Here is a 12,765-nt window from a genome sequence, read left to right as displayed (position 1 = left end):
CCGCCTGTTCGAGATGCGCACGCCGCTCGAGGCGGAAATGGCCGAGCTCGCCGCCGCGCGGCGGAGCAAGGACGATCTCGAGGCGATGTCGGATGCGATCGACGCGCTGATCGGTTCGTCCAACGTCGACGCCGCGGTCGACGCCGACACCGCCTTCCATGCCGCGATCGCGCGCGCCACGCGGAACGTCTATTTCGTGCGCTTCACCGAATTCCTCGGTATTCGCTTGGTGCCGCCGCGTACCGTCTATCTGCGCAACACCGACGACGTCCCGCGCGAGGAATATGTCCGCGCGATCGCCGACGATCACGCCGCGATCTTCACCGCGATCCGCCGCCAGGACCCGTCCGCCGCGCGCAACGCGGCGCGGGCGCATATGTACAAGAGCATGGAACGGCACGAGCTGATCCGCGGCGTCTTCTCGGCGGAGGAAATGGCGCGGGAATAGAGTCAGGTCACGGGACAGAGTCCCACCGACCTCTTTTCCTCCAACCGTCACCCCGGCCTTGTGCCGGGGTCCACCGTCCCACAGAGCCTACGCATGCGGCTCCGTGGATGCCGGCACAAGGCCGGCATGACGGTGTGGGTTGGATTTGCGAATCCACGGCCTCCGCTTTTTTCCCCGCAAACACTGGTCAGTTCCAACAACTTCGCTAGGGTGCGCCCCGTTTCCACGGGGCTGAAACATCCAGCAGAAAAGGGGCGCGCGATGGCGAAGGACCAAATTCGGGGTCGGTCGGGGGCGCGACGCGCCTGGTTGGGGAGCCTGTCGGCGCTGACCCTCGCGACGGCGGCGCTGGTCGCCAGCCAGCCGCTCGGTGCGCAGACCGTCGGCACCGCGGCGACCGAAAAGGCCTTCGACGCCCAGATCAGCGCCGCCGACCAGCTTGCCTGGCTCAAAGAAATGTCGTCGGCGCCCAACCATGTCGGCAGCCCGCACGACAAGGCCAATGCCGAAATGGAACTAGCCCTCTTCAAGCAATGGGGCTGGGACGCGCATATCGAGACCTTCAAGGTCCTCTATCCGACGCCGATCTCTACCACGCTGGAGCTGATCTCGCCCGACAAGGTGACGCTCGGCGGGCAGGAGCCGCAGCTCGGCCCCGACAAGCTCGACGGCGCGCTGCCGCCTTATGTCGCCTATCAGGGCGATGGCGATGTCACTGCCCCGGTCGTCTACGTCAATTACGGCATGCCCGACGATTACGAAGCGCTCGCGCGGCGCGGGATCAGCGTGAAGGGCAAGATCGTCATCGCGCGCTACGGCGGCGGCTGGCGCGGCTTGAAGCCCAAGCTGGCGCAGGAACATGGCGCGGTCGGCTGCCTGATCTATTCGGATCCGGCCGACGACGGCTATGCCCGCGGCGACGCCTATCCCAAGGGCGGCGCGCGGCCCGAGGGCGGCGTGCAGCGCGGGTCGGTCATGGATATGATCATCTATCCGGGCGACCCGCTGACTCCCGGCGTCGGCGCGACCGACAATGCCAAGCGCCTGACGCGCGCCGAGGCCAAGACGATCCTCAAGATTCCGGCGCTGCCGATCTCTTATGGCGACGCGACCAAGATCCTCGCCGGGCTGAACGGCCCGGTGGTGACCGGTCGCGACCGCGGCGGCTTGCCGATCCCTTATCATTGGGGCGGGTCGGACGCGGTCAAGGTCCACCTCGCGGTCAAGTCCGACTGGTCGCTCAAGACGCTCTACGACGTCATCGCGGTAATGAAGGGCAGCACACGGCCCGATGAATGGATCGTGCGCGGCAACCATCGCGACGGCTGGGTGTTCGGCGCCGACGACCCGCTGTCGGGCCAGGTCGCGTTGATGTCCGAAGCCAAGGCGCTCGGCGCGCTGGCCCGGAACGGTTGGCGGCCCGAACGGACAATCGTCTATGCCAGCTGGGACGGCGAGGAGCCCGGCCTGCTCGGCTCGACCGAATGGGCCGAGACGCATGCCGACGAGCTCCAGGCCAAGGCGGTGCTCTACATCAACACCGACGACACCTCGCGCGGCTTCCTCGGCGCGGAGGGCAGCCACACGCTGCAGCATTTCGTCAATTCGATCGCGCGCGACGTTCCCGACCCGCAGACCGGGGTCAGCGTCTACGACCGCCAGCGTGCCGCGATCCGCGCGAGTGCCTATGCGGGCGGCGGGCGCGACGCGCCGGGCGCGCTCGAAGCGGCCAAGGCGGGCGGCGACCTGCCGATCGGCGCGCTCGGTTCGGGCTCGGACTATAGCGCCTTCATCGAGCATCTCGGCATTCCGTCGGTCAATCTCGGCTTCGGCGGCGAAGGCGCGGGCGGCGGCTCGTACCACTCGGCCTATGACACTTATTACCATGTGACCAATTTCGACGATCCGGGGCTGGTCTATGGCGCGACCTTGTCCAAGGTGGTCGGGCGGATGGTGCTGCGTTCGGCCTCGGCGCCGCGCGTGCCAATGCGCTATGGCGACTTCGCCTCGACCGTCGCGCGCTATGTCGGCGAAGTGAAGAAGCTCGACACCGATCAGCGCGAACAGGATCGCGCGCTCAAGGACCTCGGCCGCGACGATGTCTTCAAACTGGCCTCGAGCCCGGTCGATCCTACCATCGCTCCCGAGGACAGGGGCGTCACGCCGCTGATCGACATGCTCGCGCTGGAGGATGCGTCGGACCGGCTGACCCGCTCGGCGCACGCCGCCGACGCCGCGCTCGACCGCGCTTCGCCCGACAAATTGGCGCGGGTGGCGCCGCTGCTCAACGGCATCGACCAGTTGTTGCTCGACAAGAACGGTCTGCCCGGCCGGCCCTGGTACCGCAACCTGATCTACGCACCGGGCACACTGACCGGCTATGGCGCCAAAACGCTGCCGGGGGTCCGCGAGGGGATCGAACAGCGCCGGTTCGACGACGCCAGGGAATATGTCGCGAAGACCGCGGCGGCGCTCAATCGCTATGCCGACCGGTTGGACGAGGCCGTCAAGCTGCTCAAGAGCTGAACTGCCGCCGCTCACTGCGGAGAGCTGTGTTTTTCATCGCCTCCCCGGCGAAGGCCGGGGCCCCGTGGCAACACGCTCAAAGCGGCGAGCCGCCATCTCGGCCTCTTCGATACTGGGCCCCGGCCTTCGCCGGGGAGGCGTTTGAGATTGATGGCGCTAAATCAAATCTCGGTTCGCCAGCGCGGTCACTGGCTTACTCGGCTTCGGGCTGCTCCAACGCGGCGAGCGCATCGCCCAGATCGCCGCCGGCATCGGTCAGCCGCTTCGCTGCGTCCTGCGCACTGAGCCCGCGCGCGACGAGCACCGCACGTCTCAGGTCGTCGTCGGCGAGCGCCAGCGCGTCGGCCGCTCGCGCTTCGTCGATCCCCGCGAGCGACGCGACCATCCGCCGCGCGCGCTGCACCAGTTTTTCGTTCGAGATGCGCATGTTCACCATCATCCCGCGATGGACCAAGCCGCAGCGCAGCATGATCGCGGTCGACAGGATGTTGAGCGCGGCCTTTTGCGCGGTGCCGGCCTTCATCCGGGTCGAGCCCGCGACGATCTCCGACCCGGTGTCGGCGACGATCGGGTGATCCGCCGCCGCCAGTAGCGGCGTGCCGGGATTGTTGGCGATGGCGATGGTCAGCGCGCCAAGCTCGCGCGCCGTTTCCAACGCCACCACGGCATAAGGCGTGCGGCCGCTCGCCGCGACCGAGATCAGTACGTCGTTCGGGCCGATCTCCGCGGCGAGGGTTTCTTCCCGCGCCACCGCGACATTGTCCTCCGCGCCCTCGACGCTGCGCAACAGGGCGCCAGTGCCGCCGGCGACCAGGAAGACCAGCCGTTCCGCCGGCCAATCATAGGTCGGGGTCAGCTCGACCCCGTCCTGCACCGCCAGCCGGCCCGAGGTGCCCGCGCCGGCGTAGACCAGCCGCCCGCCCCGGCGCAGCCGCGCGGCCGCGGCATCGGCCGCGGCGGCGATCGCTTCGGTCTGCCCCTTCAGCGCGGCGACCGCGGCGAGCTGCCCTTCGAGCATAGCTTCCACCGCCGACGCGGTCGGCCAGCGGTCGATGTCCACGAAGCGGGGATCAACAGTTTCGGTGGGCATCGGGACCTCGACGGCAAAAGGCGAATGTGAGCGGCCCTGATTACCGGGAGCGGCGCGGCGCGCAAAGGATCGCGACTATAACCTGGATGACGCTATCCATAACCGCGAGGATCGCCGGGTCAGATTGAGGCTCGACACCGCGCCGGCCATCCGCAATGCCTGATGCATGCGAGCGACGAGACCAGGTCGAGCGGCAAGCAACGCGGTTCCGCGCCTCAGGGGGAAACAGGGCCGTGGCTGAGATCTTCCTCGGCGTCGACGCCGGCGGCAGCCATTGCCGCGTCCGCGTGACCGATGCCCGGGGCGAAGTGCTGGGCGGCGCCGAAGCCGGGCCGGCCAATACCCGCATGGGCCTCTATCCTTTGTACGACCGGCTGCTGAGCGTCACCGCCGACGCGCTGCAGAATGCCGGCATTCCCGAGCAGCGTTGGGGCGAGGTCGCCGCCGGCATGGGCATCGCCGGCATTCGCCGCCCGGGCATATCCAAGGCGCTAGCGGCGCTCGATTTCCCCTTCGCCAGCGTCACGCTCGACAGTGACGCCGCGATCGCCAACCTCGGCGCGCATAATGGTGCCGACGGCGCCATCCTGGTGCTCGGGACCGGTTCGATCGGCTTCGGCCAGGTCAGGGGCGAGCGTTTCACCGTCGGCGGCTACGGCTTTCCGATATCGGACGAGGGCAGCGGTGCTGCGCTCGGGTTGAGCGCGGTGCGCCATGCGCTCAGGGCAATGGACGGGCGGACCAAGCGTACCCTGCTGTCCAAGGAAATCGCCGGGCGGTTCCGCCACGACACGATGCGCGCGATCGCCTGGATGGATCAGGCCGCGCCCGCCGATTACGCCTCCTTCGCGCCGCTGGTCATGGATTATGCCGAGGCCGGTGACGAGATCGCGCTGTCGATCGTCGAAGACGCGGTGCTCCATGTCGAGCGCTTCATCGCGACGATCTTCGCGCGCGGCGCGCCGCGGCTGGCGCTGGTCGGCGGGCTGTCGGCGCGGCTGCGCCCCTGGCTTCGCGTCCGTACTGCCGAGCGCCTGAGCGACCCGCTCGGTGATCCGGTGGCGGGCGCGCTGTTGCTGGCGAGAGGGATCGAAGGCGAATGAACAATCGGACCGAGCGGAAGAAAGACACTCTCTGGCTTGCCGCGGCCGCCGGCGCCCTGCTTCTGGTCGGCCAGCCCGGCCCCGCCGCCACACCGTCGCCCACGCCCGCGCGGCAACTGGTGGTGGCGACCACTGATCAGGACAGGCGCTTCGCGCCCGCTTTCGCCGAGGTTGATTCCTGGGTCGCCAAGAAAGCCTTTCCCGGCGCGGTGCTGGCGGTCGGCCAGCACGGCCGGCTGGTCGCGCTCAAGGCGTTCGGCAAGCTCGATTCGGCGCCAGACGCACCGCCGATGCCGGTCGACGCGATCTTCGACCTCGCCTCGCTGACCAAGGTCATCGGCACCACCACCGCAGCGGAAATCCTCTACGACCGGCACAAGCTCGATCTCGACGCGCCGGTGGTGCGCTATCTGCCCGAATTCGGCGGCACGCCGGGGCACGACCGTATCACCGTGCGCAACCTGCTCACCCATAGTTCGGGGCTGCAATCGGCGGACGGGCTATGGCGGAACGCCAAGGATCGACAGGGTCTCCTGCGCCAGATCTACGCCGTCCCCTCGCTCACCCCGCCCGGGACCAAATATGTCTATCGGGACACCAATATCATCCTGCTCGGGGAGATCGTCGAGCGCCTGTCCGGCCTGCCGCTCGATCGCTTCCTGCAGCGTGAGGTGTTCGGGCCGCTCGGCATGAAGGACACCGGCTTCCGGCCGTCGAGCGCCTTGCTTTCCCGAATCCCGCCGACCGAGCAGGACGATACCTTCCGCCACATGCTGGTGCATGGCGTCGTCCATGACGAGAATTCCTATGTGATGGGCGGCGTGGCGGGTCATGCCGGGCTGTTCTCGACCGCGCGCGACCTGGCGACCTTGGCCGAGCTCTATCTCGACCATGGCAGCTATCGCGGCAAGCGGCTGATCAAGGCGAGCACGATCGCCTTGTTCGAAACGCCGCAGAACATCCCGCCCGGCAGTTCGCGCGCGTTGGGCTGGGACATGCCGACGCCGGGCGGCTTTTCCGGCCCGCTCGCCTCGCCGCATGCGATCATCCACACCGGCTTCACCGGCACCTCGATCTATATCGATCCCGATCGCGACGCGTTCATCATCCTGCTGACCAATCGGGTCAATCCGACCCGCAACAATCCGCTGATCGGCCAGGCGCGGCCGGCGATCCATACCGCACTGCTGTCGGTGCTCGACGGCGCGGCGGCGACGAAATGATCGCGCGGCTCGTCGTCCTGCTGATCGCGCTGATCGTGGCGATGCCCGCCGCAGCGCGCGTCCATACCGGGATCGACGTGCTTGAGGATCAGCATTTCGCCCCGCTGCGCACGATCGCCGCGCGACATGGCGGCCATTTGCGGCTGGCGATTCTCGCCAATCCGGTCAGTGTCGATGGCGCGGGTCGGCGGACGATCGACGTGCTGCGCAACGATGCGCACGCCGCCATTCCCGGGCTGGAGGTCGTCAGGCTGTTCAGCGGCGAGCATGGCATCAACGCCGCGACCGACGACACCAATATCGACGACCGGCTCGACCCGACGAGCGGGCTGCCGATCGTCGGCCTGTACGGCAAGACCGAGGCCGAACGCCACCCGAGCGCCGCTCAGCTCGCGGGACTCGATGCGGTGGTCATCGACCTGCAGGACGTCGGCGTGCGCTACTGGACCTTCCAGACGCTGACCAAATATTTCCTCGAGGCGGCGGCCGCGTCGGGCGTCGAGGTGATCGTACTCGACCGCCCCAATCCGATCAACGGCCTGGCGGTGCAGGGACCGGTCTCGACCGCGGGGCGCGAGGATTACACCACGCCCTCGGCCGAGCCGATGCGCCCAGGCATGACGCTGGGCGAGCTCGCGACGATGTTCAACGCGGAAGACCGGATCGGCGCGCGGCTGACCGTGATCCGCATGACCGGCTGGAAGCGCGGCGATTGGTATGACGACACCGGGCTGTTGTGGATCAACCCGTCGCCCAATCTGCGCAGTGTGACGCAGGCGACCGCATATGCCGGCACCGCGCTGCTCGAAGGGACCAACGTCAACATCAAGGGACCGGCCGGGGCACCTTTCCTCCGCTTCGGCGCGCCGTGGATCAAGGGCATGGAGCTCGCCGCTTATCTCAACGCGCGCGCCATCCCCGGCGTCAGTTTCCTCGCGGTGCGCTACGTCGCGGCGAGCGACAAGCTCTATCCCTACGCCGGTCAGCAGGTGGAAGGCGTCGAAATCCTGATCCACGATCGCGCGCGGCTCGACGCGCCCGAACTCGGCGTCGAGACGGTCGCCGCCTTGTGGAAGCTCTACGGCGCGACATTCCAGATCGATCGCGTCGAGCGGCTGCTCCGCAATCGCGCAGTGTTCGACCGGATCAAGGCGGGAGTCGACCCGCGTACGGTCGCCGCGGGTTGGCAGCCCGAGCTGGCGCTGTTCAAGGCGCGGCGCGCAAGGTACCTCCTGTACTGATGGTCTCTCCCTTCGGTCCCATCGATTGGCTCGTGATCCTCGGCTATCTGGCGTTGCTGGTGGTCGGGGGCTGGTATTTCACGCCGCGCCACACCGGTACCGCGCGCGATTATTTCCTGGCGGGCGGCACCGTCCCGGCCTGGCTCGCCGCCATCTCCGTCCTGTCGGCGACGCAGTCCGCCGCGACGTTCCTCGGCGGGCCGGACTTCGGCTATCACGGCGACTTCACCTATCTCGGCACCAATCTCGGCGGGTTGATCGGCGCGATCTTCGTGGCGCGGGTGCTGATCCCGCGATTCTATGCGGCGCGCGTGACGACGGTGTACGAGCTGTTGACGCAACGCTTCGGCACGGTGGCGACGCGTTGGACCGGGGCGATGTTCCTGGTCGGTCGCGTGCTGGCCAATGGCGCGCGGCTCTATCTCGCCGCGATCGCGGTGGCGATGGTGATGACCTCGACGGTCAGCGCGCACGGGATCGTCATCGCCGCGACCCTGCTGGTCGTTGCCAGCTTCCTGTCGACCTTCGTCGGCGGGTTGCGCTCGGTCTTGTGGATCGACCTGTTCCAGTTCGTGATCTTTATCGGCTCGGCGATCGCGGTGCTGATCTTCCTGCGGCTGGCGATCCCGGCGACCAATGCCGAGATCATCCACGGCCTCGCGCATGCGCCAGGCGGGGTCGACAAATTGCGCTTGTTCGACCTGTCGCTCGATCCGTCGCAGCCCTTTTCGCTGCTGGCGATCGTCACCGGGATCGCGTTGCTCTACATCGCCTCGTCGGGGCTCGACCAGGACACCACGCAGCGGCTGCTCGCTTGCCGCGATGCCCGCACCGGCGCGCGCAGCCTCTATTGGTCGGTGCTGGCGACGGTGCCGGTGGTGGCGATCTTCATCACCATCGGCCTGCTGCTCCACGTCTTCTACGATCGCGCCGAATTGATGGGCGGCGCCACCGCCGTCGCCGGCCAGGCGTTCGACGGCGAGAAGATCAGCATCTTCATGCACTATATCCTGACGCAATTGCCGCCGGGCCTGCGCGGACTGGTGACGGCGGGGATCGTCGCCGCGGCGGTGGCGACGACCAATTCGGCGCTCAACGCCATGTCGTCGGTGCTGGTGCAGGATTTCTATCGGCCGTGGCGCGAGCGGCGCGGGACGGCGGCCGAATATCATTATGTTCAGGCCGGCCGCGCCGGAATGGGCGTGATCGGCGTGGCGATGCTCGCGGTGGCGGTGCTGTCCTTCTATTGGCAGCATTATGCCAAGCTCGGCCTGCTCGAATTCGCGTTGCAGGTCATGGTATTCGCTTATGCCGGGCTGCTCGGCGTCTATTTCGCGGCGGTGCTGACCGGGCGGGGCACGAGCGCTTCGGTCATCGCCTCGCTGATCGCCGGGTTCGTTACGGTGCTGCTGCTCCAGCCGGCGATCGCCACGGCGATCGGCCTGCCGGCGGCTCTGTGTCACCTGGCATTCCCGTTCCAGCTCTGCATCGGCACCGCGATCGCCTTCCTGATCGCGATCGCGCCGCGGGGAAGCGGAGCGAGGGCCGCGAGCGCTCCGATCGACGAAGCGCCCGCGACTCCCTGACCTGAGGTCAGGCGGCGGCGACCACCGCGATTTCGACCTTGAAGGCGGGATCGGTCAGCCGCGCCTCGACCGTCGCGCGGACCGGCTTGCCGTCGGGGGAAACCCAAGGGTCCCACGCCTTGTTCATCGCGTCGAAGTCGGCGATGTCGGCGAGATAGATGGTCGCGCTCAGCAAGCGGGTCTTGTCGGTCCCCGCTTCGCGCAAGAGCGCGTCGATCCGCGCCAGGATCTCCGTCGTCTGCTCGGTGGCGCCTTGGCCCATCGTCGCCTCCGCGCACTGGCCGGCGGTGAACACCAGGCCGTTATAGGCGACCATCTGGTGCATGCGCGTGGTCGGGTGGAAACGCTGGATGTCGGTCATATTGGGTTCTCCTGGTGGCCCCGCTGGCACAAGCGTTGGGGGATATCGGTGTTCAGACCATTCTCCGCCTCAGCCATCCCTTTGGGCCATCCCCCCGACGGGGGATCGAGCATGTCGACAGCGCGGTCCGGATTCGATGCGCCTCAGGCCCAGGCCGAGCCGGCGAGCGCATCCACGGCGCCGCGGATCGTGTCAACGACGAAGGCGCGTTCCGCGTCGACCAGCGGCAGCCGCGGCGAGCGTGTCCATTCGGGCGCTCCATAGACGAGGTTCTCGGCGAGCTTGATGTACTGGACCAGCTTGACGTGGGTATCGAGGTGGAAGCTGGGGGTGAGCATCCGGTAGAGGTCGCGCGCCTTGGCGAATTGCTCGGCGCGGCAGAGGTCGAACAAGGCGACGCATTGCTTCGGCCAGACGTTGGTCATGCCCGACACCCAGCCGGTGACGCCCAATGCCATGCTCTCGACGATCAGGTCGTCGACTCCGCAGAAGATGCTGAACCGGTCGCCCAACGCCACGCGCAAGTCGGTGACGCGGCGGATGTCGCCACTCTCTTCCTTGACGCAGACGATCTCGGGCACGTCGGCCAGCCCGTCGAGCACGTCGGGCGTGACATCGACGCCATAAGCGATCGGATTGTTGTAGATCATGATCGGCAGGTCGGAGGCGCCGGCGACGCCGCGATACCAGGCCGCCGTCTCGCGCTTGTCGCTCTTGTAGCCCAAGCTCGGGAACACCATCAGGCCTTTTGCGCCCCAGGATTTGTAGAGCCTGGCATTGGCGCGCGCGGTGTCGAGCGTGATCTCGGCAAGGCCCGACAGGACGGGGACGCGCCCGCCGACCGTCTCGACCGCGGTGCGGATGATCGTCTCCCGCTCGGCGAGGGCGAGCGAGGCGTTCTCACCCAGCATCGGCAGGACAATGACGCCCGACACGCCGTTGCCGACCAGCCGGTCGAGGCTCGCGCGCATCGCGTCGAGATCGAGCTCGCCCGCCTGGGTCATCTTGGTCGTCACCGCCGGGAACACGCCCGCCCATTTTTCAGCCACGTCATTCGCTCCTGTTGGATTGTATTGGATACAGTATACAATATAACTTTGGGCGTGTCGATGGGCATTGCCGGATGCGGTCGATTGCGGCACATCGGCGCGGAGAAAGGACGGCGCATGAAGCAGGGCGAGGCGCGATCGGGGCGGTATCGGATCGAACGGCGCAGCATCCCGGAGGGTATCCGCGAGTCGCTCCAGGAACGCATCCTGAGCGGCGAATTCCGCGATGGCGAGGCATTGGTCCAGGATGCGATCGCCGAGGAATATGGCGTCAGCCGTATGCCGGTGCGCGAGGCGTTGCGCCAGCTCGAGGCGTGCGGGCTGGTGTCGATGGAGACGCACAAGGGCGCGGTCGTCACCTCGATCCCGACCGAGCAGGTCGAGGAATTGTTCGAGCTCCGCGCTCTCCTCGAAAGCGACATGCTGCGGCGGGCGGTCCCGCGCATGACCGATGGCGACGTCGCCGAGGCGCGCGAGATATTGGTGGCGCTGGAGGACTCCTACCGGCGCGACGACATGGCGAGCTGGGGGCGGCTCAATTGGGCATTCCACCGCCGGCTCTATCAGTCCGCCGGGCGGCCGCAGACGCTGGCAATCCTGCAGGGCATCAATCTCCAGGTCGAACGCTATATCCGGCTGCATTTGCTGATGACCGACGGGCTGGAAGCGGCCGAGCGCGAGCATCGCGAGATCCTGCGGCTATGCGCGTTGCGCGACGCCAATGGCGCCACCGCCTTCCTGCGGGCGCATATCCTCGATGCCGGGCGCAATCTCGTTGCCGTTCTGCGCCGGGAGCGTGCCGCCGAGGCGCATTGACCGATGGATTGTATCCAATATACATGAAGCCCAATTCAACGCTCTGGCGGGCGCGAGGGGATGCGTCCCCTTGCCGGAAAGGAAGCCCATGCGGTTGCAGCAAGTCGTCACGGTCGTCGGCGTTCATGCCGAGGGCGAGGTCGGCCGCGTCATCACCGGCGGGGTGATCGCGCCGCGCGCGGCATCGATGTTCGAGCGGCAACAGGCGTTCATCCGCGATCAGGACTGGCTGCGCGGGATGCTGCTGTCCGATCCGCGCGGCAGCGTGAACGCCGCGGTCAATCTCGTCACGCCGCCGATCTCGCCCGACGCCGATATCGGCCTGATCGTGATCGAGTCCGATTATTATCCGGCGATGTCGGGATCGAACCTGATGTGCACGGTGACCGCGGTGCTCGAGACGGGCATGGTGCCGATGGTCGAGCCGGTGACGCGGCTGACGGTCGATACGCCGGCGGGGCTCGTCCAGGTCGTGGCCGAATGCGACAATGGCAAATGCCGCCGCGTGTCGTTCCGCAACGTCCCCGCCTTCGTGTTGCATCGCGACGCGACGGTCGAGGTGCCGGGGCTGGGGAGCGTGACGGTCGACGTCTCTTATGGCGGGATGATCTACGTGATCGTCGAGGCCGAGCGGCTCGGCTTCACGCTGGCCCGTGAGGAGGCGCGTGCGCTGGTCGAGATGGGCGAGGGGATCAAGCTCGCCGCCGCCGAGCAATTGCCCTCAGTCCATCCCGACAATCCCGGCATCCACACGATCAACCAGACCTTGTTCGCCGGGCCGTTGACCGAGCGCAACGGGGTCAAGACCGCGAAGAACGCTGTCGTCGTCTCCCCTGGGCGGATCGACCGCAGCCCGTGCGGCACCGGCAGTTCGGCCCGCATGGCGCTGATGCACGCCCGCGGCGACCTCGCGGTCGGCGAGCGCTTCGTCCACACCTCGATCCTCGACACCGAATTCGCCTGCGGGATAGAGGCGGAGACGGCGGTCGGCGGCGGCCCGGCGGTGGTGACGCGGGTCGCGGGGCGGGCGTGGCTCACGGGGGTCTCGCATTACGGGACCGATCCCGACGATCCCTTCCCGCACGGCTACCGGCTCAACGATACCTGGCTGGCTTGCTGACAGGAGGGGACGCTCAAGCGATCAGCAGTCCCGCCCCGGCGAAGGCCGGGGCCCAGGTGCATTGGCCTCTCGATCGCACAGCGCCATCGCCTGTTCTTCGATACTGGGCCCCGGCCTTCGCCTGGGTGGATGGATGCAAAGTTCGCGAATTTGCTGACGAGTAGTCGGCATCGACACAGTGATAATTGTACTGTAGTGAGAT

The 12,765-nt window shown here is 67.5% G+C and carries 11 protein-coding genes; 8 read left to right on the top strand and 3 right to left on the bottom strand.

Annotated features, from left to right (window positions below; genetic code table 11):
• On the top strand, positions 1-448 hold a 448-nt coding region (locus tag ACTHJR_RS18835), incomplete at its 5' end, for a FadR/GntR family transcriptional regulator (protein WP_440524961.1).
• A 261-nt stretch (positions 449-709) separates the two neighbouring features.
• Positions 710-2,974, top strand: a complete 2,265-nt coding sequence (locus ACTHJR_RS18830; RefSeq protein ID WP_440524960.1) for a transferrin receptor-like dimerization domain-containing protein — start codon at positions 710-712, stop codon at positions 2,972-2,974.
• Between the two features lie 193 nt (positions 2,975-3,167).
• Here the strand turns inward: ACTHJR_RS18830 and ACTHJR_RS18825 are convergent, their stop codons facing one another.
• On the bottom strand, positions 3,168-4,064 hold the full coding sequence (locus ACTHJR_RS18825) for an N-acetylmuramic acid 6-phosphate etherase (RefSeq protein WP_440524959.1): 897 nt from the start codon (positions 4,062-4,064) through the stop codon (positions 3,168-3,170).
• A gap of 233 nt (positions 4,065-4,297) precedes the next feature.
• On the opposite strand from ACTHJR_RS18825, the gene ACTHJR_RS18820 reads away from it, so the two are divergent.
• The 4 genes from ACTHJR_RS18820 to ACTHJR_RS18805 are packed head-to-tail and all read left to right on the top strand — an operon-like array spanning position 4,298 to position 9,217.
• Positions 4,298-5,167, top strand: a complete 870-nt coding sequence (locus tag ACTHJR_RS18820; protein WP_440524958.1) for a BadF/BadG/BcrA/BcrD ATPase family protein — start codon at positions 4,298-4,300, stop codon at positions 5,165-5,167.
• Positions 5,164-6,390 carry a serine hydrolase domain-containing protein gene (locus ACTHJR_RS18815; RefSeq protein WP_440524957.1) on the top strand — a complete coding sequence of 409 codons (1,227 nt, stop codon included), beginning with the start codon at positions 5,164-5,166 and terminating at the stop codon, positions 6,388-6,390. Before ACTHJR_RS18820 ends, ACTHJR_RS18815 begins: the two co-directional genes overlap by 4 nt.
• Complete coding sequence (locus ACTHJR_RS18810; RefSeq protein ID WP_440524956.1) at positions 6,387-7,631, top strand: exo-beta-N-acetylmuramidase NamZ family protein; 1,245 nt, start codon at positions 6,387-6,389, stop codon at positions 7,629-7,631. The genes ACTHJR_RS18815 and ACTHJR_RS18810 overlap by 4 nt, the downstream gene beginning before the upstream one ends.
• 32 nt (positions 7,632-7,663) lie before the next feature.
• A complete protein-coding gene (locus ACTHJR_RS18805; RefSeq protein ID WP_440524955.1) occupies positions 7,664-9,217 on the top strand; it encodes a sodium:solute symporter in 1,554 nt (517 codons plus the stop codon).
• A gap of 7 nt (positions 9,218-9,224) precedes the next feature.
• Here ACTHJR_RS18805 and ACTHJR_RS18800 read toward each other — a convergent pair whose 3' ends face one another.
• Together ACTHJR_RS18800 and ACTHJR_RS18795 are read right to left on the bottom strand one after the other, a co-directional pair.
• The gene (locus ACTHJR_RS18800) at positions 9,225-9,578 is read right to left on the bottom strand and encodes a RidA family protein (RefSeq protein WP_440524954.1); all 354 of its coding nucleotides are present in this window, start codon (positions 9,576-9,578) and stop codon (positions 9,225-9,227) included.
• A 143-nt stretch (positions 9,579-9,721) separates the two neighbouring features.
• Complete coding sequence (locus tag ACTHJR_RS18795; protein WP_440524953.1) at positions 9,722-10,627, bottom strand: dihydrodipicolinate synthase family protein; 906 nt, start codon at positions 10,625-10,627, stop codon at positions 9,722-9,724.
• A 117-nt stretch (positions 10,628-10,744) separates the two neighbouring features.
• On the opposite strand from ACTHJR_RS18795, the gene ACTHJR_RS18790 reads away from it, so the two are divergent.
• Both ACTHJR_RS18790 and ACTHJR_RS18785 read left to right on the top strand, forming a co-directional pair.
• Complete coding sequence (locus ACTHJR_RS18790) at positions 10,745-11,443, top strand: GntR family transcriptional regulator (RefSeq protein ID WP_440524952.1); 699 nt, start codon at positions 10,745-10,747, stop codon at positions 11,441-11,443.
• 88 nt (positions 11,444-11,531) lie between these two features.
• Entirely contained in the window at positions 11,532-12,563 is a 1,032-nt protein-coding gene (locus ACTHJR_RS18785) for a proline racemase family protein (protein ID WP_440524951.1), read from the top strand.
• The last annotated feature ends 202 nt before the right edge of the window (positions 12,564-12,765 follow it).

This window comes from Sphingomonas sp. (assembly GCF_051962185.1).
In the GTDB taxonomy this organism is placed as follows: Bacteria; Pseudomonadota; Alphaproteobacteria; order Sphingomonadales; family Sphingomonadaceae; genus Sphingomonas.
The sequence above is the reverse complement of the archived record's forward strand: the minus strand, read 5'-3'. Positions and strand labels throughout refer to the sequence as shown.

Excerpts from the sequence above, each read along its gene's own strand:
- ACTHJR_RS18830 (WP_440524960.1), top strand. The coding sequence starts at position 710 with ATGGCGAAGGACCAAATTCGGGGTCGGTCGGGGGCGCGACGCGCCTGG.
- ACTHJR_RS18785 (WP_440524951.1), top strand. The coding sequence starts at position 11,532 with ATGCGGTTGCAGCAAGTCGTCACGGTCGTCGGCGTTCATGCCGAGGGC.
- ACTHJR_RS18800 (WP_440524954.1), bottom strand. The coding sequence starts at position 9,578 with ATGACCGACATCCAGCGTTTCCACCCGACCACGCGCATGCACCAGATG.
- ACTHJR_RS18790 (WP_440524952.1), top strand. The coding sequence starts at position 10,745 with ATGAAGCAGGGCGAGGCGCGATCGGGGCGGTATCGGATCGAACGGCGC.
- ACTHJR_RS18815 (WP_440524957.1), top strand. The coding sequence starts at position 5,164 with ATGAACAATCGGACCGAGCGGAAGAAAGACACTCTCTGGCTTGCCGCG.
- ACTHJR_RS18825 (WP_440524959.1), bottom strand. The coding sequence starts at position 4,064 with ATGCCCACCGAAACTGTTGATCCCCGCTTCGTGGACATCGACCGCTGG.
- ACTHJR_RS18810 (WP_440524956.1), top strand. The coding sequence starts at position 6,387 with ATGATCGCGCGGCTCGTCGTCCTGCTGATCGCGCTGATCGTGGCGATG.